Origin of the sequence: Brevibacillus brevis (genome assembly GCF_022026395.1) — a bacterium.
Classification (GTDB): domain Bacteria; phylum Bacillota; class Bacilli; order Brevibacillales; family Brevibacillaceae; genus Brevibacillus.
Window position 1 is genome coordinate 4,841,077 of record NZ_CP041767.1, and the last position, 20,863, is coordinate 4,861,939.

Consider the following 20,863-nt stretch of genomic DNA (forward strand, 5'->3'; position numbering starts at 1 on the left):
TTACGCCTCTTCTCCGTTCCATTCGATATCGCTCGTACTGCAAGCGATCATGCTTTTTCCCGTTCGAAAACTCTGCCAAGCCAAATCAGCCAGCATGGAAAACTGATCAAAAAAAGGCCGTGGATCCTCCCATCTAAACAGAACATCCCTTGCAGAAAGCAAGTCGCTCACCCAACGCTTTGCCTTCATTCCATTCTTCATGCCAAGAAGGCCGTATGTCAGCATCGCCATCCCTAGCATGCTCGCTTGTTTTCCAGCAGGAACAACGGTTTTTCCCCGATCAGACAAATAGGCAGTAGCAGCTTCCTCCTGTCCTGCAAACAAATGCACACCGCTTGTCAGGCGTGGATTGCACTCGAGCACGTACAGCTCTCCCTGCTCATTCTCAATGAAATCAAATGCGATTTGTCCGCTAAACGCATGCCGTTGCACGAAACGACTAACAAAATCTCTTACTTGTGGATGATCTGAATAGGCGAAGTAAATCGAGGCACCCTGTCCTGCTGTATGTGTTGTTTCGTAATCGGCGTACAAGGTGAGCTGTCCATCCCGAGCAACCGCGTAGCTGCACACCTGTTTCCCTTTTATAAACTGTTGGACTAGCCATGGTTCCCTGACCGTCGGCTCGGGCAGCGTGGACTGCCCTGCCGCTGATGATGGGTCTGCGACGATTTTTACATGAGCGGCGAAACGAGAATAGACGGGCTTCAGCACCACAGGTCCCCTTGCTTGCAGCATGGCCTCCCGCAACTGAGCCGAAGATTGTACCCGAACTGTCTGTGGGACCAGTCCTCCCACCTCGCACGCCATTTCGGCAAAAAGCCATTTGTCATGCAGCGAACGCAGTACCTCGATTCCTTCCACGAGCACTTCACCATAGTCAAGCAATTGATCCCGCCCCCGCGATACGTAAAAGATCTCCTCGCAAGTCGGGATCAACAGATCGATGCCCTCATGCTGCATGATTTCACATAGCTTTTCGATATAAGCACCGGACTGCTGTCGGGGGGAGGGTACTTGGTAGGAGCGCTCTACATAACGAGAGTGCTGGCATAAATGTCGCCGCGCACTCTCCGCTACAATGACTCGATGTCCCGCAGAACCCAGCAAGCGCGCCAACTCCAACGTAGCTGGCGCTCGTCCTCCTGTCAGCAAGACTGATTGTTTAGTATTCAAGCACAATTCCTCCGAGAGACAAGCCAGCAGATGTACCAAGCAGCATCAGGTAGTCGCCTCGCTGTACCCGCTTCTGCCCAATCGCTTCATGCAGCGCCATCGGGATTGAAGCTGCGATGACATTGCCGTGCTCTGCCAAAATGTTCACCATTTGCTGGTCGCTAAACCCGAGCTTGCCTGCCATGATCCGCATCGCCATCCCACTGGCCTGATGAGGAATGACGGTACGGATTTGCTCCTTGGTTACGGAGGCAGAGGACAGCAAACGATCCACAAATCCGGTAATCAACTGCGAGGTCAGGCGAAAAATTTTCCGTCCGTCCATATCAAATGCAAAGTCTGCTTCTCTTCCTTGCGCAAATTGGCTTGGGTGGATCAGCGTACCGCCACCCCTTATTTCGGAATAGTGCGCGCCTTCACTGTATGTCTTCATGCTTGAACCCAAGATACGGGAGCTTTCTGTTTCTGGCGTCCTGCCGATGACAACAGCCGCAGCCCCATCTCCGAACAGCACGCAGCTCTCTTTCTGCTCCCAATTCAAACCTCCCGAGGATATCTCTGATGAAATGATCAAGACTCGCTCGTAAATACCAACTGCCATTTGGCACGACATCACATCCAGCGCAGTGACAAAGCTTAGGCATGTCGCATTTATATCAAAGCAAGGAATCCCTGATTTGCTTAGTTGAAGCTCTTCTTGTATCAAAGCAGCCGTGCATGGGATTTCCTGCTGGGCCGTCCCGCTTGCACATACGATACAATCGATATCGTGAAGGGACAGTCCCGCCGCTTCCAAGGCACGCCTAGCAGCGATGGCTCCCATCTGTGCTGCCGTTTCGTTCGTCACAAAATGCCTGACGCTAACCCCGGACTTTTTCTCTACCCATCCTGCCGCAAGTCCCAGCTTTTCTTCCAGTTCTGCCGCTGTCACTTGCCGAGTGGGCAAGTATTTCCCTGTTCCGAGGATTTTGATTTTTCTCTCCATAATCTGTGTCTCCCTTAGCTCGCTCGCATTACTCACACACTTTTCGACATCTGCCATTTATTTTACCTAAGTTTGTCGATTTATGGTAAACAGAATAAACACTTGGTACGAAATACCCAAGTGTTTATGTATGCCGCATTTCTTCTGTTCGTTTCCATCTGCTATAGTAAAAAGCGATAACCGACACCCCACACCGTCTCGATGTATTGCGGCTTAGCCGGATCACTTTCTATTTTTTCCCGCAGCTTGCTGATATGCACGGTCACCGTCGCGATATCCCCGTACGAATCGAGACCCCAAATTTTTTCAAACAGCTCAGTTTTACTAAATACCCAGTTGGGATGGGTCACCAAAAAGAGCAGGAGGTCGTATTCCTTGGAAGTGAACGCCACTTCGTTTCCGTTGATATAAACTCTCCTCGCCAGCTTGTCGATGCGAATCCCACGAAGCCTGATCTCCTCTTTTGCCGTATGCGGTTTGGAATCGGAGACAAGACGGTCGTAACGGGCCAAATGGGCTTTGACCCTCGCTACCAGTTCTCCCAAACTAAAAGGCTTGCTTATATGATCATCGGCGCCCAGACCCAGTCCACGGATCTTGTCGATGTCTTCCTTTTTCGCGGAGACGAGCAGGATCGGAATATTTTTGGCTTTCCGTACTTGCTTGCAGATTTCGAAGCCATCCACGATCGGGAGCATCAGGTCAAGAATCAGGAGGTCATACTCCTCTTGCAGCGCCTTTTCCAAGCCCATATCGCCGGAAGTAGCAACATCGACCGAGTAGCCGTTTGCCTCCAAGTAATCCTTTTGCACCTCTGCAATCACCGTGTCATCTTCAATGATTAAAATGTGCTTCATTTCGTGTCACCCCCGACTCTCTTCAAATCTGGCAAGGTAAAACAAATGCGGGTCCCGCGTCCGCTCTCACTCTCCGCCCATACACGACCACCGTGCCCCTCCACAATTTGTTTGACGATGGCGAGTCCGAGACCGGTGCCGCCCATGGCCGAATTACGTGAAGGGTCCGCCCGATAAAAGCGGTCAAAAATATGGGGAATTACTTCTTTTTCAATCCCGGTCCCATTGTCGGAGATCGCCACGATCACTTCACCGTCGGCTTTCTCCACCTCCAATCGGATCAGCTTCTCGTCCTTGTTCAAGTACTTCAGGCTATTGTCTACCATATTCATGAGCACGCGATGGAGTTTTTCCTGATCAGCCATGACTGGAATCGGACTCGTATTCTCCTCGTCATAGCGAATAGAAACGTCGTTCATCCGCGGGTCTAGCCGCAGCTCATCGGCAAACTGAGCCATATATGCTCGCACATCGACTTCTTCAAAGTGAAAGGGAAGCTTGTTCAAATCCAGTCTCGAGAATAAAAACAGCTCATCAATCAGGCGGTCCATCTGCTCTGATTTGATGGCAATCATCTTCATATATTTTTCCCGCTTCGCTTCCGTATCGGCAATCCCTTCCTGCACCGCTTCCACACATGCTTTGATTCCTGTTATGGGTGTTTTTAGATCATGCGAAATACTGGAAATCAGTTGTTTACGATTTTCCTCATACTGTAGCTGCAAGTGAATAGAAGCATGCAATCTGCCGCGCATTTCTTCAAATGCTTCTCCCAGCTCCCCCAGCTCATCCTTGCGATGGAGTTGAACAGGACGCTCCAGATTGCCTTCTTTGATTTCGTTCGCTGCCTGCTTTAAAGCGTACAAAGGTCGAATGATACTTCGTGAAACAAGAAACGTTAATACACCGTTCGTCAGCGCCACAATCGTTAGAAGACTGAGAATTAATGCGATGAAAAAATAAATGCCAGTCTGCATAAAGGGGAAAGAATTCGCAAGGAAGTAAAGCATTCCTTTACTTTGATCAGCAAAAGTGAACTCGTACGTATCAAACGTGTAGCCGTCTTGTTTAAACTGCTTCCAGCTATGCATGCGCCCCTGATCCGGTTGTTCCTGCAAATAATCAGGCACGTCAGCGCTATCAATCGACGGGGAAACAAATAGCACATGATCGCCCTTTGTCAGAATCAATGCTCCGCCAACTGCTTGTAGCTGCTCATCCGTCTCTGTCAGCATCTTCTGGTTCGTCAATTCGTTGGGAGCGTATTTGGCCATGAATGAGACACCAGCAAATAACTCGTCTCGTTTATTGAGCGTATCACGAATGAATGGTTTGCCTGCCTCCCGTTCCTCCCAAAAGTAATTCGCCAATCCTGATGCCACCAATCCAAACAAAACAAGGGGGATGATAATCATGGCAATATAGGAGAGCAAAAGTCTTGTTTTGATCGACATGGTTACTTACCCCCTTGCAGTCATGGTTTACTCGGAATCGGAATGCTTCATCCAGCCTTTTCTCCATTTGTTCTTCATGTCCTCACGGGAAACCTTCTCGACTTGCTTGCCAGTAAGTTCGATGCGGTCAGGTGTGGTCGTACCCAAATCAGACAGGCGGATATCCAAAGAAAGCTGGAGCTTGTGCTCTTTTCCAGACGCATCCGTTCCCGAGAGGTGTATCACAGCGGTTTGCTGTTCGATTTGATTTTTTTCGTTGATCTCGGCGTTCAGTAATACTTGGTCCACTTGAAAATCCTCTTGCAAACGTGGAAGCTTGACAGCTAGATCGCTTTCAGAGGAAGACGCTTCTTGACTATGCTCAGCAAGCTTATCGTAGAAAATAGGCCCCGCTGCCTGAATAAATGCCGGAATTTGCTCTTTGGAGAGCTGAAGCGACGTACGCTTGCCTCCATCCGGTAGATTTTCAACGGTCGCGTTTTTTCCGAGATCGCCGAATACCGTAGCAAACAGCTTGTGCATCATGGCCCCGCGTTTGTTATCGGCATTATTTTCTGGTTGTTGTCTACTATCCATTTTTTCCATGACCCGATAAACGTTACTATCCCCTTTTTTAACCACAACTTTATCCTTTTCCAAAAAGGCTTGCATGCTTTTCTCGCCCAGCGAGTCTGTAAAAGTCGCATTCACATTTCCGATGTGCTGGTTGTGATCGATCTTTGCGACTCCCTCGAATGTGAGCAGCTTCGCTCCGTTGTCTGTGAGCGCTAGCTGCGCGTGGGCCGTCATGCTCTTCGCTTCCTTCGTTTGATGCAGGGCTGATTCATACACGTCCATCGTCGTGCTATCCGCACTCGCTGAAGCCCCGTATCCCCATATCAATGCCCCTGTGATTCCAACCGACAAGCCGATACCCAGCCATTTTTTTCGCATGATGATCCCTCCTATTTCATCGAAAGCAACTGTCATCGCTTTCTATACTCGTGATGATAAAGAGAGGGTCTAAACACGCTCTAAATCAATTCTAAAAAAAGTGTAAAAACGATTCCATATGCTATATTGAAAGGAAGAAAAATCAGTCTGAACCTGAAGTGGAGGCATTATCGATGAGTATGCAAGAAGGCTATATTGACGTTCCTGGTGGAAGAGTATGGTACAGTCGCGTCGGCGAGGGGGAGAAAACGCCTCTGATCGTCCTTCACGGCGGACCTGGCAATACGCATGACCCGCTCAAATCAACGCTCCATGTCTTAGGCAACGACAGACCCGTCATTTTCTACGATCAGCTGGGTTCAGGAAATTCCGATCGCCCGACTGATCTGACTCTTTGGAAAACCGAACGCTTTGTGGAGGAGCTCGCTTACATCAGACAAGCCCTTGACTTAAAAGAGGTTCACATTCTGGGGCATTCGTGGGGTACGATGCTGGCAGCAGCTTATTTGGTAGATGCCAAGCCGGAAGGGTTACAAAGTATCATCTTCTCCAGCCCATGCCTGAGCGCAGAGCGTTGGAAACAGGACGCAGATCGTTTAATCGAGCAATTGCCAGTGGATGTGCAACAAACCATCGCCACACACGAGGAGCAGGGTACCACTGATTCACAAGAATATCAGGATGCCATGAAGGAATACTACAAGCGCCATGTGTGCCGCCTTGATCCAATGCCAACAGTCATGATAGAAAGCCGTCCAAAAGCGAACAAAGAAGTGTACATGACGATGTGGGGACCGTCTGAGTTTTGTCCAACAGGGAATCTGAAAACATTCGACTACACACCCCAGCTGCATCAAATCAACATCCCTTCCCTGTTCGTTTGCGGCCGTTTTGATGAAGCGACGCCAGAATCGACAGGTTATTATCAGTCTCTGGTGCCAAACGCCGAGCTCCATGTCTTTGAAAACAGCTCGCATGTCGGCTATTTGGAAGAGACAGACGAATACGTGCAAGTGATCCGCCGTTTTTTGCAAAAAGCAGATACAAAATAAAAAAACGGAAAAACTTCGTATCGCCGACGATGCGAGTTTTTCCGAACCCTCATTCTTTTTTTAAGTAAAGAAGGAAATTAAGGATGTTTAGCCCTACAATGATTAAAAACATATAGGTAGACATAGCGTCTCCACCTAGGTTCAATTCATCAGCTATATAACCCATCATCATAAGATTCGTTCCAGAAACGGTTACGGAAATTGCTGAAATCATGCTCAGTGTGAATCCATTGACAAGATTACCTTGTTTCTTTTGAAGCAACAAAGCAACGGAAATAACTGCTAAACTTATGATAAAAGTAATCAAAACGAATCTTAATAAATCGTTTATCTCCACCCCGGCCATAATCATCCCCCTAGTCTGTCAAATGGAAAAACGCAGCTGTCCGAAGTAGATCCTCGGCAGAATCACTTCGAACAGCCTATTTTTCTCCCTATCTATCCTGTTATTTCAATCCAATATACTTGTCATACACATCGTACACGGAACGTGAGATGATCGCAGCCGATCTTCCCCCATAACCACCCTCTGGAACGATTACGGCTACTGCCAGGACCGGATTGTCGACAGGCGCATACGAAATGCTGACACCATTCGTAATGCGGGCATGCATTTTCCACTTTGTCTTTTTCTGTCCTGTTTTCTCATCTGTCACCGTTACCGGTACATAAATGTCTTGCTCAGATGTACCCGTTTTTGCAGCTACCTGAAACGGCATTCCCGCATACGCGCGGACTGCTGTTCCCCCTGGCTTCGCCACCATCACCATGCCTTGCTCCAAAATGTCCCAATATTTATCTGAGTGAGGAAAGGTACTCATCGTTTTTGGCGTGTGCGTTTTCACCAGTTTTCCTTTTGCATCTGTAATCTTATCTACCATCTGCGGCTGCAAACGTACCCCTTTATTTGCAAGTGTCGCTGCATACTGAGCCAATTGCATCGTCGTCGCCCGAACTTGTTGCCCAAAGGAAGCCTGCACCATCGCGGCTAATGGTCCGTAGTTTTCATCCATCACCAAATAGTCTTCTTTGCCTTTGTTTTCATTCGGCAAATCCACACCAGTCTGAACGCCTAATCCGAACGCATGATAGTACGATTGCAGTACAGACGCTGACTCTTTTCCTTTTCGACGGGACAGCTCCTCCCCGATTCTCGCCATGTACGTATTCGATGATTTTTGCAGGGAAATCGGAGGGGTAATGATGCCATGCGCTTTGGAATTGTCGTTCTTAATCCGATCTGTACCACGTCCATAGTGATACACACCTCCATCATTCCAACGGTCGGAGGGAGTAATGATGCCTTCCTGCAAACCGAGCAAAACTGTAATCGGCTTGAGGACAGACCCTGATGGCACGATTGAGCCCGGGTGCTTGTAGCCCTCCTGGATGGCCGACTCGCCATTTAATGGCCGCGTGTCGTAAGGGGCTTCCCGAATCGTCCCATTCGTCACCGCCAGCTTGATCTGGTCATACATTTTTTGATCGGGTCCCTCAATCCATACGTTTGGATCGTATTCAGGATAGCTGACCATCGCGACGACCTTGCCTGTCTTAACCTCGACCGCCACGACGTATGCTCCCTTTGCCCCCCTCGCCTCAGGGATGGTTGCACGCATCTTCGGAAGAAACTCTCGGATCGAATCCCGGATACCTAGCTGTACCCGTTGATCAATGGTGAGATACACATGATTGCCCGGAATAGATGGAACTTCCTCCACTTGCTTCACTACCGTTTGATCTGCTGCGACCTCATACATCCGGTAACCGTTACTCCCGCGAAGCTCTTTTTCGTAAGACAATTCAATTCCATCCAGCCCGACTAACTGGTTCGGTAAATACTGCGTACTCTCATCCTTATAGGAGGCGAGCTTCACATTTTCAGCAATGTGGAAGGGCCGGACATACCCAACCGCCTGTACAGCGATTTGCTTCGGATCATATTTTCTGATCGGTTTTGTCACGACTTCAATCCCCGGCAAATCACCGCGATGCTCACCCAATACCGCGATTTCTTTATTCGTCAAATCCACCTTCAGCTCTTTCTCTAAATAGCGCGGCAATTGTCGCGCCGCTTCCACATACTTGCCTTTCTCGTAGGCATAGCCGACATCCATCTTTTTTAACAGCGTGGCCTTGTCGAGGCTCAGTATTTTCTCCAGCTTTTCCACCAGGTCAACGTACGCTTTCTGCTCCATGATCTCTTGTTCACGGAAGACGGCGAGATGGGAAGGCCGACTTTCGGCAATGACATATCCGTTGCGGTCATAAATGTTTCCACGCATAGCGGGAATGTAATCTTTTTTATACGATCTGTCTGCCAGCTCATTTGCATAACTGCTCCCTTGCTGGATTTGGATTTGCGCCAATCTCAAAATGATAACCACAAACATCAGAAATACGACGATATAGACGATTTGCAGCCGTTTCACACGATCGTTTTTTTCTTCCTTCATACTTGCTCTCCCTAATTTTTCAGTACCTTCGTGAAAATCCGTTTGATACGTGCATCGAGTACATGACTGCCACCCCGACCACGAACATCTTCTATCATCATGGTAACCAGCAAACGCGGATCATCTACATTAAAAACGGCGTACCAACCGTTTTCCAGCCCAAGCTCGCCTTTTTTCTGCTTTAGTTCAGCTGTTCCAGTCTTGCCCGCCATGCGAATACCAGGCACGCGTGCTCCTCGTCCTGTGCCGCGCGGATCTTCCATAACCTGTATCAAATGCTGCTTCACCGTACTCGCCACATCTGCAGGTATGACATTCGTCTTCCAATACCCGTCTTTTTTGTCTTCCTGCAACAGTGATGGATGAACGATATTCCCGTCATTTGCAAAAGCGCTGTATACCAACGCGAGGTGAAGCGGCGTCATCGTTACCTCGCCCTGACCGTAACCGGAGTCTGCCAATTGAATCTCGTTTTTGAAACCATCGTTATACAGCTTCGACTTTTCCAGTGGATATGGAATCGGGAGAGCTTCATGGAATCCAAGCAGCTCGCTCTTTTTCACGAATTGCCCCTCCCCCATGGAGAGCGCCGCTTTCGCGAAATAAATATTGTCGGAGTACACCAATGCTTTTTCCAAATTGACAGGTCCCCCGTAATCGCTGACCCGCGTTACCTCGTATCCACCCCAGGACGCATCCTTTTGCCAATGCAGTCCGCGGACGTGGATACTGTCCGAAGAGGTAATTGCACCTGACTCAAGGCCAATCGCTGCCGTAATCGGCTTGAAGGTGGAGCCCGGCGCAAACCCGCGCGCGAATCGATTCAGAAACGGCTTTTGCGGGTTTTCATTCAGTTGCTTCCATTCTGTAGCCGACATCCCAAGCACAAACGCATTCGGATCAAAGGAAGGAGAATTGACGAGCGCCAGTATTTCCCCGGTCTTTGGTGAGATGGCCGCAGCCGTGCCTGCTTCGTTTTTCAGCTCCTGGTAAATCGTTTTCTGTACTTCAGCATCTATGGTTAATGCCAGTGGCTGTCCATGCTTGGCAAAGCGTTCCGCCACGGTCTTTTTTTCCGTTCCATCTGCATCCGTGATGATAATGCGCCCACCTGTACTCCCTCTTAGCTTCTCCTCAAAAATCTGTTCCAGTCCTGATTTTCCAATCACATCGGACGTTTTATAGCCCTGATTCTTTCGCTTCTCGTACTCTTCCTGATTGATCGCTCCTACATAGCCAACCAGATGGGCCGTCGCGTCCTGATAGGGATAGTAACGGACCTTCTTTTTGTGCAATTTGAGCCCTTCTGTTTTTTCTAATTGTTTGAGGCGTTCATCGTCCTGTGGCAGCGTGGCGATCCGGATAAACTTTGCCGACTTGCTTGTCGTAGCTTGTACCTTCGAGGTGAGGTCATCCAACGGAATTTGCAAAAGCTTGCTGACCGCCATTTTCCCGGTCTGTGACGTCTGGCTCCATTCTCCCGGATTTATCCCGATATCTACCACGATACGCTCTGTTGCCAATGGCCGCCCTGCCCGATCCGTGATTTCACCTCGTCTGGGATACACCGTATTGGCTCTTACTTTGTCCCCTTCTTTCATTTCTGGAAAAATAAAAGAAGGATTCCAATGAATGTACCAATCCTCCAAGTCGTTCTGCGTTTCTTTGACTAGCGTCGCTTTTCCCGTAAAGGAAATCGGTTCAATGAAAGTTTCCATCGTCAGCCGGTAATGAAAGTTGATCTGCCCATCCTCACCTGGCAAAACGTCGCCATTGTACATCGGCTCGACCACAATCGCTTTGGCCTCGATTCCTCCGTAAATGTTTTGATAACGTGAAACGAATTCTTCTTTGTTGATGGTCCTTTTTGTATGTAAAGAAAGCTGCTCGTACATGTCAGAGAATTTCTGTTCTCCCCATTTTGTCGTATACGCGGTGAATGCGGCCTTTGCTCTCTCGCCTTCCGACTGCGTAGTGTCCTTCCAAAAGTCCCAGAAAAGATAGAAAAAACCTGAAAGAACAACGACAAAAACCGTCCAAAATACTATCCATGTCTTTTTCACTAGTCATTCACCTTCCCTATCACACGATATTACAGTCGGATACCATAATATATGGAAAAAAGATGATGACATGATGAGACTATTCTCATAGTACGATGATAAGTGTCAGATAGTTACATCAAATGCAAAAAAACACAGGAAATTTATCCTGTGTCTGTCGTACTGCCTACTATTCTTCCCACATGTAACCAAAGCGCGGGATCGTGGTGACATTCTCGCCATATCTGCCCAGCCGCTTACGCAAGCGATAAACGAGAGCGTTGATCTCGGCTCGTCCAACATCGGGAACACTGCTCTCAGCATTCAGCAACCGCTCCGGCCAGACGAGTACCATGATTTCCTCATAGCTAACCGCCTGATTCGCACGTTGGTACAAAAGCATGAGCAAGTCCATATCTTTTCCGGTCAAATGGATTCTCGCACCATCGAGACGGATTTCTCTGCGTTCCAGATTGATGACCAAGCCGGAAGTAGAGGTAGTTTCTTTTGGATACGTCAAAGGGAATGAGAACTCCCGTGTCACATCCATCTCGCTACCCTCTGCAAAAAATATCATTTCTACCACGCCTTTGGCCAGCGTAATATGATCACCATGATAAAGAAAATGGGGTGCCTGCTGTATCGGCATTCCGTTCACTTCTGTCCCATGCTTGCTTTGCAAATCAGAAATCGTATATTGGTTATTGATTTTCCGTATCACTGCATGCCTTCTGGATATATACGGACTGGAAAAAGCAATGTCTGGTTGTAATTGATTGCCCCGTCTCCCAATCGTACACTCTTCCTTATGTAGAAACTGACGCTTTTGAAGCTGTTCGGGGTCTCCCTTTTTGATCAATACATATATGCCGTCGTCCAACATTCATCACCTCGAAAAGAGTTGGAGCTATCAGTATTTATTACAGTACAAATTACGTATAAGTCAACACTTTTTTGAACATATATTAATAGCAAAAAAGCCGCCAATTGTCCAGCCAACGAAAGTGACCGGGCGATTGACAGCTCTATATCATCGCTATCCACAAACGAATAGCGCTTGATTTTCTATGTTGATCGTCTTAGGAGCAGCGCTTGAGAGCAGCGAATTTTTTCGGTTCAATCGCCAGTAGATGACAATCGCCGTTCGGAATAAACAGTTTATAGGAAACTCCCTTTGGCACAACGATAAACTCTCCGGCTTCGACCCATATATTACGCTCGTGGTACATCAGCAGCAGTCTGCCTTTGACGACAAACAGCAGTTCATCTTTCTGGTCATTTTGTTGCCAAGGATACTCACCTTGCAGCTTCTCTAGCTTAATAGACGTATCATTCATCTCTCCGACAACCAGAGAGCCCCAGGAATCTTGCAAGCGTGATAAATGTTGTGCGACGTTCACCTTTTCCATGATGATCCTCTCCCCTTTGCCTTCTACGATAATATAATTCGCAGGAGAGAGACATAGTAGCGAAATGATAAATCATCTCATAAGACGATGATAAGATACTGAAATTTCTGATACAGGAAACAAAAACGGGCAGTCACCTTGAAGGCCTGCCCGTTAAATAGTCTGTTACTCTTTATCGTCTCACTACTCTGTCGTGCCAAACCGTTTGGCGTTTCTCGCGCGAGCACGCTCGATCTCGACTTCTCGATTGCGTGGCTCTGCATTCGTCACGAGCGAATCCAGAAGGTTTTTCGCAACAACGGAGACCTCTTGGACCGCGCGGTAAAATGCCTCTTCATTTGCCTTCGAAGGCGTGTTGAAGCCCGAGAGTTTGCGCACGAATTGCAGGGCTGCTGCTTGAACCTCATCTTCTGTCGCAGGTGGGTCGAAGTTGAATAAGGTTTTGATGTTTCTGCACATCGCTTACACCTTCTGTTCCCTTTTTTGTATCATTCTACTATACATGAACGATGAATCGCTAGGGTTGCTGATTGCGCACGAAAGGGCCGTTTAGCACAGCATTCATGTATAATGATTTTTAGATATTGATATATTGTCATTGGGGAACAGGTGGTGTGAACGAAGGTGGCAGACAACAAAAGAACGATAGTAATTTGCAATGATGTGGGTCTTTATTTTGACGCTCTGACACGTGGTAAGCATTACGAAGTTTTAGCTGAGGACGAAGCAAAAGAACAGATAAGGGTTGTTGGTGACAATAACCGAGCAAGATGGTTTAGAAAGTATTATTTCGTACCTGACGGGAATAGTGTACCAGTATTAGTTAACTGGACATTTGACGATACGATTCAAGATTCAAGTGAAGAATCTTTAGAACATATTGAGGTCACAGTCACCTTTAGTGAAGGTGACAAGAGATGGTGTTCCCTTTGCACTAAGGCTGGATTGTTGGGTTACATTGAGCGGAACATGGACGATAATGTTTTCTTAATAGAGAATCAGGTAATTGTGAAAAACTTTTCAAAAGAAGTAGTCACTGACGCATTAAAGCGATTAGACCAACAAAATCAACTACTAAGTTCAACCAAACCGTTTACTAAGGAGGTCAACCAGTAAAAACTGGCTAACCTCCTAATACGAAAGGGCAGTAGTACGAAGATTCGCCACAGAGAACCTATTTAAAAATACGATCAATTTCGTTGATTTCTTCTTCTGTCAGGTGGACGTCTACTGTTTTTAAATTATCCAGCACTTGCTCTGCTCTTTGTGCTCCGGGAATGACAACATCAATTGAATGATGTGTGAAATACCAAGCAAGGACTATATGAGCAACTTCGGCATTTTTTTTATTTGAAATTTTACGGAGCTGCTCTACCTTTTCTAGATTTCTTATAAAGTTATCGCCCTGGAAGTGAGGCATATCTTTGCGTAGATCATTGAATGTCATATCCTTATTGTATTTACCGGCAAGCAAGCCTGATGCTAGTGGAAAGTATGGAATAAACGAGATATTATTCTCTGTCGTATATGGAAAGAATTCTTGTTCCGCTTCACGCTGCAGCAAATTGTAGTTTCCCTGTACTACATCGACATAACCATCCTTATTTGCTTCTTTCAATTGTTCCAGTGAAAAGTTAGAAACGCCAATTGCTCTAATTTTACCTTCGTCCTTTAGCTGTTTTAAGACTCCAACCGCCTCATCTTTTGGTGTATCCTGATCTGGAGCATGAATATAAAATAAATCTATGTAATCTGTTTGTAGCCTTTTCAAACTATCTTCAACGGTTTGTTTTAAATAAGCAGGCGAATTATCCATGGTAACATCATTGCCGACAAGTGTAAGGCCACCTTTTGTTGCAAGGATGAGTTCATGACGCTTTCCTGCTTCTTTTATCACTTCACCTATTAGCTCCTCTGAACGTCCTGTTCCATAAAAAAACGCTGTATCTAAAAAATTCACTCCATGGTTAATCGCAGCCCGCACCAAATCTTTCCCTACTTCTTCATTTAAATCAGGATAAATATTGTGGCCACCTACAGCGCTTGTTCCAAGTCCGATTGGATTGACAACTAAATCTGTTTTACCAATTCGTGTTTGTTTCGTCATTCTCTTCAACTCCCTCTCATTTTAAGCTTAGCGTACGTTTTTCGCGTGAGGTTTTTACCGGGATCTACATCATAATTCATTACGTTACGTAAGCTTCAAGTGCAAAATGGATTTTTTTGAATATTCGCATGAAAATATTGTTTTTCTTTAGGGACCTGGAGCCTAATGGCATGTTGCCGCTCGCCCTATGCCGAGGATGAGAATAACCTCTTGTCCGAACAACCGCTCTGCTATAAACGATATATCTGTGGAAGACGTATAACACGGTCTGATGGCTTGTAAAACTAGCAAAACCTCCCCCGCTTCACTTCGGAAGGATTGAGTCCATACTGCTTGCGAAACACCTCGGAGAAATGACTGAAGTTAGAGAATCCCACGATGAGCGCAACCTCACTGACATTCAGATTGCCTTCCTGTAGTAGTCCAAGTGCTTTTTCCAAACGCCTTTCCCGCAAATAGGCAAATGCACTGGTCCCGAACTCTTCTTTGAAGCCGATCTTCAGCTTGTATTCATTGAGCTGCGCCAAACGCGCCAGTTCGATCAGAGAAGGGGGAGACTCCATATTTTCGAGTAAAATGTCACGAGCGTTGTGTATCTTTTCCCGATCACTCCGAGATAACTGTGATCTCGGTCGATTCACTTCCCGCTCGTACAAAAACGCATCCAGCGCCGACGACACAATCTCAAGAATCTTGCTTTCTGTATACAATCTCCGCAGCTTCTGATGGGAGGATGTAAAATCGTTCAACTGCTGGAGCATCCGAGCCATATATGGTTGCAACGGCATACGAAACAGACGATAGGCTTGATTGCCTAGCAGCCCTTGAAAAGAATAGGCTGCTCCCACATCGCTCTCGGCCACCCAATCATTAAATTGCTCCACGGATATACCGATGCCGACAGATTGATGAGAACCATCCGCCCGGTACATAAAATGCGCATGAAAGTCGTTCATCAATTGAAGAGAACAGCTCCCAGGCAAAAACTCGTGCTGACTTCCCGAAACGACGAACTCCCCGCTCCCCTCCAAACAAAAGCTAAGCTCCACCATGGCTGCCTGCGACTGTATATCCATGACGCGGTTTTCCTGGAGGGAATAGTTGGATTCAACCAGCTCCAATCCCGGTCGGGGAATCACTCTCCGAAAGTAGCCGTCATTATTCGTCCGTGTATACCGATTCGCTTCGGACACAATGCAATCACTCTTCGTAGAAGGCAATGCATTAATGTAGCTATCGTATATGGAATGTACAGATGCTTGCTCCATGACCTTCTCCCTGCCTAATCATATGTAGGATAATTTTGCAAATGATTCTTATTCTCATAATAGTTACACAGGCGACGATCTGCAACTACAAAAGCTGCCCCTCAGAGCATTGGGCAGCTTCCATTTTCACGATACGATACTATTTATACTCATAAAAACAAGGATAAGAATAGGCGAGAAATTCAAAGCCTTTTTTCTCCAAGATCGGTCGACTCATCGGGCTCGCATCCACCATCAATAACGGATACCCGCGTTCCTGTGCTGCTTGTACCCGCACTGCCACGAGAGCCGTATAATAGCCTTTATTTCGAAATTCAGGTAAAGTAGAGCCTCCCCACAGACTGCCAAAGGACGTATCCTCATGCAAGTACATCCAAGCTGCACTCACTGCCTGATCGCCACTGTACGCAGCGTACACGAGCAGGTGTTCAGGATCTTCCGCCAAATCCCGTTTTAATCTCGCAGCAAGCTCAGCACTCACACTCCCCCATAGATGCTCCTTCAACTGCATGATATCATCAATGCCCGCCGCGTCTGTGATTTGCCGTATCTCTGGCGGAATGACAAGGCTTCGCAACTCCTTTGCCTGCGCCACCTCCAACACAAGCGTCGCTTCCTCCTCATCAACCGTAAAACCATGAGCTTTCAGCCTCTCAAGCAAATGAGCGGGTTGGTCATAGTCAAACAGCTTCCACTCAAAGGATTGCTGAAGACTTGAGAAATAAGCGAGTTCCTGCTGGATAACCTCCTCTGCATTTTCTTCAGACAGCCTGGAAAACAAGACGACTCCTGAATCATCCGGGGTGGGTGAGACGTGGCGAACGAGGTGTTCTGTCTCCTCCCGCCGGAGTGGCGGATAAGTGATTTTCACCCTCATCTCCTTGTCAAAAAGCCGCAATACTTCTGCCTTGTTCAAGTTTTCTTCCTCCCTTGTCTACATCAGGACTAGTGCAAAATGTTCAGCAAAAACGTTAATGTACCTATACTGATCACCGTCGTAACCAACACGCTGCTGGAGACGAATTGTGGTCGCATGTTGAATTGGATCGCATAGATCGCAGTCGTTGCTGCAGAAGGCATGGCTGCCAGAACGACCAGCACCTTTTGCAGCAGCGGATCAATCGGGAATAACAGGCAGATGAGGTACGCCAAAAGTGGTGACGCCACGAGTCGAATGACACTCGCAGCACTGAGTCCCTGCCACTCTAGCGCTTTGGTAGATACATTGGCGAGCTGCATGCCCAAGATGAGCATCACGACTGGAATCGCCGCCTGTGCAACGAGATCAATTGCCTGGTAGTAGCTTTGCGGGATGACGATTTGCAGCTGTTGCAGCAAAATCGCGAGAACCACTGCGTAATTCGATGGCTGCTTGAAAATCGCCTTGATGGCCGTCCCCATCCCATTCCCGCCTCGGGAGGCAAAATACACGCCGAATACGCCCATCATGATCGAGTGGAAAACCATGATTTGCACCGCATACGTAAAGCCAGCGTCTCCAAAGGCAAACAAGATAATCGGCGTCCCGTAGTTGCCACTGTTCATGAAGGCGGTCGCGAGCATCAGTGCGCTTTCCTGTTGCTTGTCGTATTTGAACATGCGTGCCGTCAACTGCGTGATCACAACGAGAGCTGCCAGCAAAAGCAGAGAAATCACCACGATATAAAATAATTGCAAGTCGAGCTGTGTTTTGTAAAAGGTACGAAAGACGAGCGCCGTCGACAAGATGTAAATCGCCAGGGAAGAAATCGGCTTCAAATCCATTTTGAAAATGCGCTGCAAAATGTAGCCGCTGAGAAAAATGAGCAGGACAGGCAGGATGACTTCCACAAAAATCATGACTCTTCCCTCCTACCGTGCTGCTTCCATGAAGCTTTTGACCTCAGACAGTGTAGGCATGGCGGGAATGGCACCAGATCTTGTTGTCGCGAGTGCACCTGCGGCATTCGCAAAACGCACCATGTCCTCTAACGTGGCTTGTGAGATATCCAGCATACTTTCCCCCACCTCAAGAAGCTGATAGAGCAGCGCGCCCACAAACGCGTCTCCCGCACCAGTCGTATCAATCGCGGTTACTGGAAATCCACCGACTGTACCGAACTGATTTCGTGTGCGGTAAAAACACCCTTTTTCCCCCAAGGTGACAAAAACAGCCTGCAGCTCATATTGCGCAAGCATCCACGCTGTCGCTTCCACGACATCCTCGCTCCCAATGAGAAAAGCCAGCTCTTCTTCGGACAGCTTGACGATATCGGCCTGCGTCATTCCTTGGAGAGCCAAAGCCTTTGCTTCCTCCAGATCCCCCCATAAGGACGCTCGAATATTCGGGTCAAATGAAAGGAGCCGCTGATGCTTTTTCGCGTACTGGACGGCTGTCCAGGTTGCTGATCGGGCTGGCTCATGCGTCAAGGACAGCGTACCGAAATGAAAAATCGCTGCCTGTGCAATCAGCTCCTCGTTCACGTCCTGCTCCCGCAGCATAATGTCTGCACCCGGATTGCGGTAAAAGTGAAAAGCACGATCGCCTGTCTCATCGAGATGGACAAAAGCCAACGTTGTAGGTGCTTCCTCCGTGAATACAAGTCCTTCTGTGCCAATATTCTGTCTGATCAAGGTTTGCTGCAAAAAACGCCCAAACATATCGTTTCCCACCGCACCGATAAAGGAAGTCCGCTTCCCAAAGCGCGACAGGGCGGCAAGCACATTGGCAGGCGCTCCTCCAGGGTTTTGCTCAAATGCAATGCTGCCCGGCTTTTCCTTTTGCTGTACAGGTGTAAAATCAATCAATAGCTCACCACATGCAACCACATCTATCATGTTGATTTCCTCCGATGACCGTGATAGCTCCAGTATGTCACAGGTTCTTTTTTTTGCCAATGAAAGCCAGCGGCTGTACGAGTATTCGTCAAAAATGTTAAAATAAGGAAATTAATTAGCGTAGTTTATCAAAAAGGGGGAGTTATTCCATGCAGGAAAAAAACTCTTTATCCACTGGTCCTTATAACACACTATCGACATCTGCTTATCAACAGTTGAACAATCTAGCTAGCAAGGCAGACGGATTTGATTGGGAGCAATTATTAAAAGATGTTTGGCATGATGTTTACAATGGACAAATCACGCGAGATTACCTTCAGCTCGCAACAGACAATAATATCGATTATCGTGCCTTAGTCACAACTATATTAAGCTATGCTTCTTCTTACATACCTTTTGTAGGGTCTGTAATAGGCTTCTTTATTCCTATTATTGATTTAATTTGGCCCCCCTCACAACCCGATTTATTTGATATTTTGCGGCAGCAGATTCAAGATTTAATTAACCAAGCGTTAACAACAGACACATTGAACAAATTACAGGCACTGCTGCAAGGTTGGAAAAATGAACTTGATGTTTTAGCCACAGAAGTTAAGAATTTAACCGATCCGAAGACCTCGACTATAGGAAGCACAGTTAATACGATTCACCTCCAATTTGTTCATGATATACCCCAATTTACACTAAAAGACTATGCAGCCTATGCACTTCCTCTATATGTTCAAGCAGCAACCATGCATCTGGGCCTTTTAAAGGAGGCTATTTCTAAACAAACAGATTGGGGAATTAGTGATTCAGATAAAACGAACTTTCTGACTTATCTAAAACAGTGGATCGTAAAGCATAGTGAGAATGTTTATACTCTTTTTGTAACAGGGTTACAAAACATACAGGACGATGAATCTAGTCAAATTAGCTCCGCCGACTTTATCTACACGTCAACATTATACGGGTTTGATATTGCTGCATTATGGCCTACTTTTGATAAATGGCCTACTAATGACAGTCCAGAAGTTTATCCGACACAAACAGATATAGAACAAACGAGATTCTTATTTTCTGATCTAGTAGGAAGGGTTGACTGGCGAGGCTATCCATCCGCTGGTGATCCAAGCACGTACCTGTATGGGAATTTCCCTGGTGAACTGACGCAAATTTCAACGAGAACATGGGATCGAGTGGATCAGATTCAACAAGTATTAGATAGAGGATACAATCAATCACAAACATATACTTACGGGGATTCCGGTGGAGCTGCAAATGACCCTATCAACATTTCAAGAGACAATCCGTTAATTGGAGTAACACCACGGGTTATGAGCCCGTATGTTGGAATCATGATGGATTTTGCAGATGGGACTAGTATTACCAATGGAGGAAATTATGGCTATGACAAGAGAGTTGTAGCACCTGATAACCATAAAGTTCATTTTGTCTTTCCATGGACAGACGAGCTGGGTGGCCAAGATGCAGTGATAAATGCATTTGTTTTCAAAAATCTACATCCCGAAAATGTAATAGGCCAATCAGATCCAACAACAGGAGTATTTACGATTAAAGGAATTCCAGCTGAAAAAGGTTATATTGAGGATGGCAGTCCACTTAAAGTTGTACAGGAAAGATTGAACGGGACCAACGCGGTTCAACTCCCACTCGGACCTTCCCTCGTTGTACCTATTACCAATAAACTTGCTGGTCAGTATCACATTCGTGTACGTTATGCGAACCCTTCAGATTCAAGCATCGATATTTGGCAATCAGTCAATGCAGGAAAGCAGACTCTTCAAGGCGGTAATTTTACATTTCCAAGCACCAAAAACGTTCAAGATCAAGGATACGTGCCAGGACAAAATGGAAACTATAGATTGCTTACAATCTCTCTTCCTGATCCTGTCTCCCTACCTTTAGGAGAAATCGATGTACGTCTCGGACAATACACCAGTCAAACGCAGGGTAATCTGTTTATTGATCGGATTGAGTTTGTTCCGGTTCAAACTCTATTTTCAGGCCCATACTACCTATATGCTCCGGAAGGTTATCCTTTTTCAAAAACCCTTTGGAAAGGGAATACAATTAACCGGCCTATTTCTATAGTAGGAACCGCAAATTTTTCTAGTGAACCAGCCGTACTCCAATTTTATCAAGATTCAGCTTTGCGAAAAGAAATTTCTATACCTGGTTCAGGTCAAAATTACAATTATCCTAATACATCCATTCCAAATGGTTTTAATAAAATTGTACTTCACACAAACCAAAGTGCTGGTAAAGGAATAAGAGGAACAATGACAATTTCCTTGAGTAATTAGT

At 46.7% G+C, this 20,863-nt stretch carries 19 protein-coding genes; 3 read left to right on the forward strand and 16 right to left on the reverse strand.

What is annotated here, in order from left to right; all coding sequences use genetic code 11:
• From FO446_RS22930 to FO446_RS22950, 5 genes are all read right to left on the reverse strand, one after another.
• Nucleotides 1-1,176: an ATP-grasp domain-containing protein gene (locus FO446_RS22930; protein ID WP_237899170.1), complete on the reverse strand. Its 1,176-nt coding sequence runs from the start codon at nt 1,174-1,176 to the stop codon at nt 1-3.
• Nucleotides 1,166-2,161, reverse strand: coding sequence for a beta-ketoacyl-ACP synthase III (locus tag FO446_RS22935; RefSeq protein ID WP_221867942.1), 996 nt, complete (start codon nt 2,159-2,161; stop codon nt 1,166-1,168). Before FO446_RS22935 ends, FO446_RS22930 begins: the two co-directional genes overlap by 11 nt.
• Nucleotides 2,162-2,322: 161 nt before the next feature.
• Complete coding sequence (locus tag FO446_RS22940; RefSeq protein WP_221867941.1) at nt 2,323-3,018, reverse strand: response regulator transcription factor; 696 nt, start codon at nt 3,016-3,018, stop codon at nt 2,323-2,325.
• The gene (locus FO446_RS22945) at nt 3,015-4,472 is read right to left on the reverse strand and encodes a sensor histidine kinase (protein ID WP_237899172.1); all 1,458 of its coding nucleotides are present in this window, start codon (nt 4,470-4,472) and stop codon (nt 3,015-3,017) included. The genes FO446_RS22940 and FO446_RS22945 overlap by 4 nt, the downstream gene beginning before the upstream one ends.
• A gap of 27 nt (nt 4,473-4,499) precedes the next feature.
• Nucleotides 4,500-5,405, reverse strand: coding sequence for a hypothetical protein (locus FO446_RS22950; protein ID WP_232773544.1), 906 nt, complete (start codon nt 5,403-5,405; stop codon nt 4,500-4,502).
• A gap of 173 nt (nt 5,406-5,578) precedes the next feature.
• Between FO446_RS22950 and FO446_RS22955 the strand changes: the two genes are divergently transcribed.
• On the forward strand, nt 5,579-6,457 hold the full coding sequence (locus tag FO446_RS22955) for a proline iminopeptidase-family hydrolase (protein WP_237899178.1): 879 nt from the start codon (nt 5,579-5,581) through the stop codon (nt 6,455-6,457).
• A gap of 49 nt (nt 6,458-6,506) precedes the next feature.
• Here FO446_RS22955 and FO446_RS22960 read toward each other — a convergent pair whose 3' ends face one another.
• The 6 genes from FO446_RS22960 to FO446_RS22985 all read right to left on the reverse strand — a co-directional run bounded on the left by FO446_RS22960 (nt 6,507) and on the right by FO446_RS22985 (nt 12,823).
• Entirely contained in the window at nt 6,507-6,803 is a 297-nt protein-coding gene (locus tag FO446_RS22960; protein WP_173610134.1) for a hypothetical protein, read from the reverse strand.
• Between the two features lie 100 nt (nt 6,804-6,903).
• Nucleotides 6,904-8,913, reverse strand: a complete 2,010-nt coding sequence (locus FO446_RS22965) for a peptidoglycan D,D-transpeptidase FtsI family protein (protein WP_237899179.1) — start codon at nt 8,911-8,913, stop codon at nt 6,904-6,906.
• Between the two features lie 11 nt (nt 8,914-8,924).
• Nucleotides 8,925-10,976, reverse strand: coding sequence for a penicillin-binding transpeptidase domain-containing protein (locus tag FO446_RS22970; protein WP_237899180.1), 2,052 nt, complete (start codon nt 10,974-10,976; stop codon nt 8,925-8,927).
• Between the two features lie 169 nt (nt 10,977-11,145).
• Complete coding sequence (locus tag FO446_RS22975; protein WP_232773540.1) at nt 11,146-11,838, reverse strand: FHA domain-containing protein; 693 nt, start codon at nt 11,836-11,838, stop codon at nt 11,146-11,148.
• Between the two features lie 196 nt (nt 11,839-12,034).
• Nucleotides 12,035-12,364 carry a cupin domain-containing protein gene (locus FO446_RS22980; RefSeq protein ID WP_017251270.1) on the reverse strand — a complete coding sequence of 110 codons (330 nt, stop codon included), beginning with the start codon at nt 12,362-12,364 and terminating at the stop codon, nt 12,035-12,037.
• 183 nt (nt 12,365-12,547) lie between these two features.
• Complete coding sequence (locus FO446_RS22985) at nt 12,548-12,823, reverse strand: DUF2277 domain-containing protein (RefSeq protein ID WP_221867935.1); 276 nt, start codon at nt 12,821-12,823, stop codon at nt 12,548-12,550.
• A gap of 165 nt (nt 12,824-12,988) precedes the next feature.
• Between FO446_RS22985 and FO446_RS22990 the strand changes: the two genes are divergently transcribed.
• Nucleotides 12,989-13,480 (forward strand): hypothetical protein, encoded by a 492-nt coding sequence (locus FO446_RS22990; protein WP_173610129.1) that lies wholly within the window; start codon nt 12,989-12,991, stop codon nt 13,478-13,480.
• A gap of 58 nt (nt 13,481-13,538) precedes the next feature.
• Here FO446_RS22990 and FO446_RS22995 read toward each other — a convergent pair whose 3' ends face one another.
• The 5 genes from FO446_RS22995 to FO446_RS23015 all read right to left on the reverse strand — a co-directional run bounded on the left by FO446_RS22995 (nt 13,539) and on the right by FO446_RS23015 (nt 18,556).
• Nucleotides 13,539-14,471: an aldo/keto reductase gene (locus tag FO446_RS22995; RefSeq protein WP_173610128.1), complete on the reverse strand. Its 933-nt coding sequence runs from the start codon at nt 14,469-14,471 to the stop codon at nt 13,539-13,541.
• 284 nt (nt 14,472-14,755) lie between these two features.
• The gene (locus FO446_RS23000) at nt 14,756-15,739 is read right to left on the reverse strand and encodes a helix-turn-helix transcriptional regulator (protein ID WP_237899181.1); all 984 of its coding nucleotides are present in this window, start codon (nt 15,737-15,739) and stop codon (nt 14,756-14,758) included.
• Between the two features lie 139 nt (nt 15,740-15,878).
• A complete protein-coding gene (locus tag FO446_RS23005; protein ID WP_221867934.1) occupies nt 15,879-16,655 on the reverse strand; it encodes a GNAT family N-acetyltransferase in 777 nt (258 codons plus the stop codon).
• Nucleotides 16,656-16,684: 29 nt separating this feature from the next.
• Entirely contained in the window at nt 16,685-17,578 is an 894-nt protein-coding gene (locus FO446_RS23010; RefSeq protein ID WP_173610125.1) for an AEC family transporter, read from the reverse strand.
• 12 nt (nt 17,579-17,590) lie between these two features.
• Nucleotides 17,591-18,556, reverse strand: a complete 966-nt coding sequence (locus FO446_RS23015; RefSeq protein ID WP_221867932.1) for a PfkB family carbohydrate kinase — start codon at nt 18,554-18,556, stop codon at nt 17,591-17,593.
• A 149-nt stretch (nt 18,557-18,705) separates the two neighbouring features.
• Between FO446_RS23015 and FO446_RS23020 the strand changes: the two genes are divergently transcribed.
• Nucleotides 18,706-20,862: an insecticidal delta-endotoxin Cry8Ea1 family protein gene (locus FO446_RS23020; RefSeq protein ID WP_237899182.1), complete on the forward strand. Its 2,157-nt coding sequence runs from the start codon at nt 18,706-18,708 to the stop codon at nt 20,860-20,862.
• Nucleotide 20,863: the final 1 nt, after the last annotated feature.

Excerpts from the sequence above, each read along its gene's own strand:
- FO446_RS22935 (WP_221867942.1), bottom strand. The coding sequence starts at position 2,161 with ATGGAGAGAAAAATCAAAATCCTCGGAACAGGGAAATACTTGCCCACT.
- FO446_RS22940 (WP_221867941.1), bottom strand. The coding sequence starts at position 3,018 with ATGAAGCACATTTTAATCATTGAAGATGACACGGTGATTGCAGAGGTG.
- FO446_RS22945 (WP_237899172.1), bottom strand. The coding sequence starts at position 4,472 with ATGTCGATCAAAACAAGACTTTTGCTCTCCTATATTGCCATGATTATC.
- FO446_RS22950 (WP_232773544.1), bottom strand. The coding sequence starts at position 5,405 with ATGCGAAAAAAATGGCTGGGTATCGGCTTGTCGGTTGGAATCACAGGG.
- FO446_RS22955 (WP_237899178.1), top strand. The coding sequence starts at position 5,579 with ATGAGTATGCAAGAAGGCTATATTGACGTTCCTGGTGGAAGAGTATGG.
- FO446_RS22960 (WP_173610134.1), bottom strand. The coding sequence starts at position 6,803 with ATGGCCGGGGTGGAGATAAACGATTTATTAAGATTCGTTTTGATTACT.
- FO446_RS22965 (WP_237899179.1), bottom strand. The coding sequence starts at position 8,913 with ATGAAGGAAGAAAAAAACGATCGTGTGAAACGGCTGCAAATCGTCTAT.
- FO446_RS22975 (WP_232773540.1), bottom strand. The coding sequence starts at position 11,838 with ATGTTGGACGACGGCATATATGTATTGATCAAAAAGGGAGACCCCGAA.
- FO446_RS22980 (WP_017251270.1), bottom strand. The coding sequence starts at position 12,364 with ATGGAAAAGGTGAACGTCGCACAACATTTATCACGCTTGCAAGATTCC.
- FO446_RS22985 (WP_221867935.1), bottom strand. The coding sequence starts at position 12,823 with ATGTGCAGAAACATCAAAACCTTATTCAACTTCGACCCACCTGCGACA.
- FO446_RS22995 (WP_173610128.1), bottom strand. The coding sequence starts at position 14,471 with ATGACGAAACAAACACGAATTGGTAAAACAGATTTAGTTGTCAATCCA.
- FO446_RS23000 (WP_237899181.1), bottom strand. The coding sequence starts at position 15,739 with ATGGAGCAAGCATCTGTACATTCCATATACGATAGCTACATTAATGCA.
- FO446_RS23010 (WP_173610125.1), bottom strand. The coding sequence starts at position 17,578 with ATGATTTTTGTGGAAGTCATCCTGCCTGTCCTGCTCATTTTTCTCAGC.
- FO446_RS23015 (WP_221867932.1), bottom strand. The coding sequence starts at position 18,556 with ATGATAGATGTGGTTGCATGTGGTGAGCTATTGATTGATTTTACACCT.
- FO446_RS23020 (WP_237899182.1), top strand. The coding sequence starts at position 18,706 with ATGCAGGAAAAAAACTCTTTATCCACTGGTCCTTATAACACACTATCG.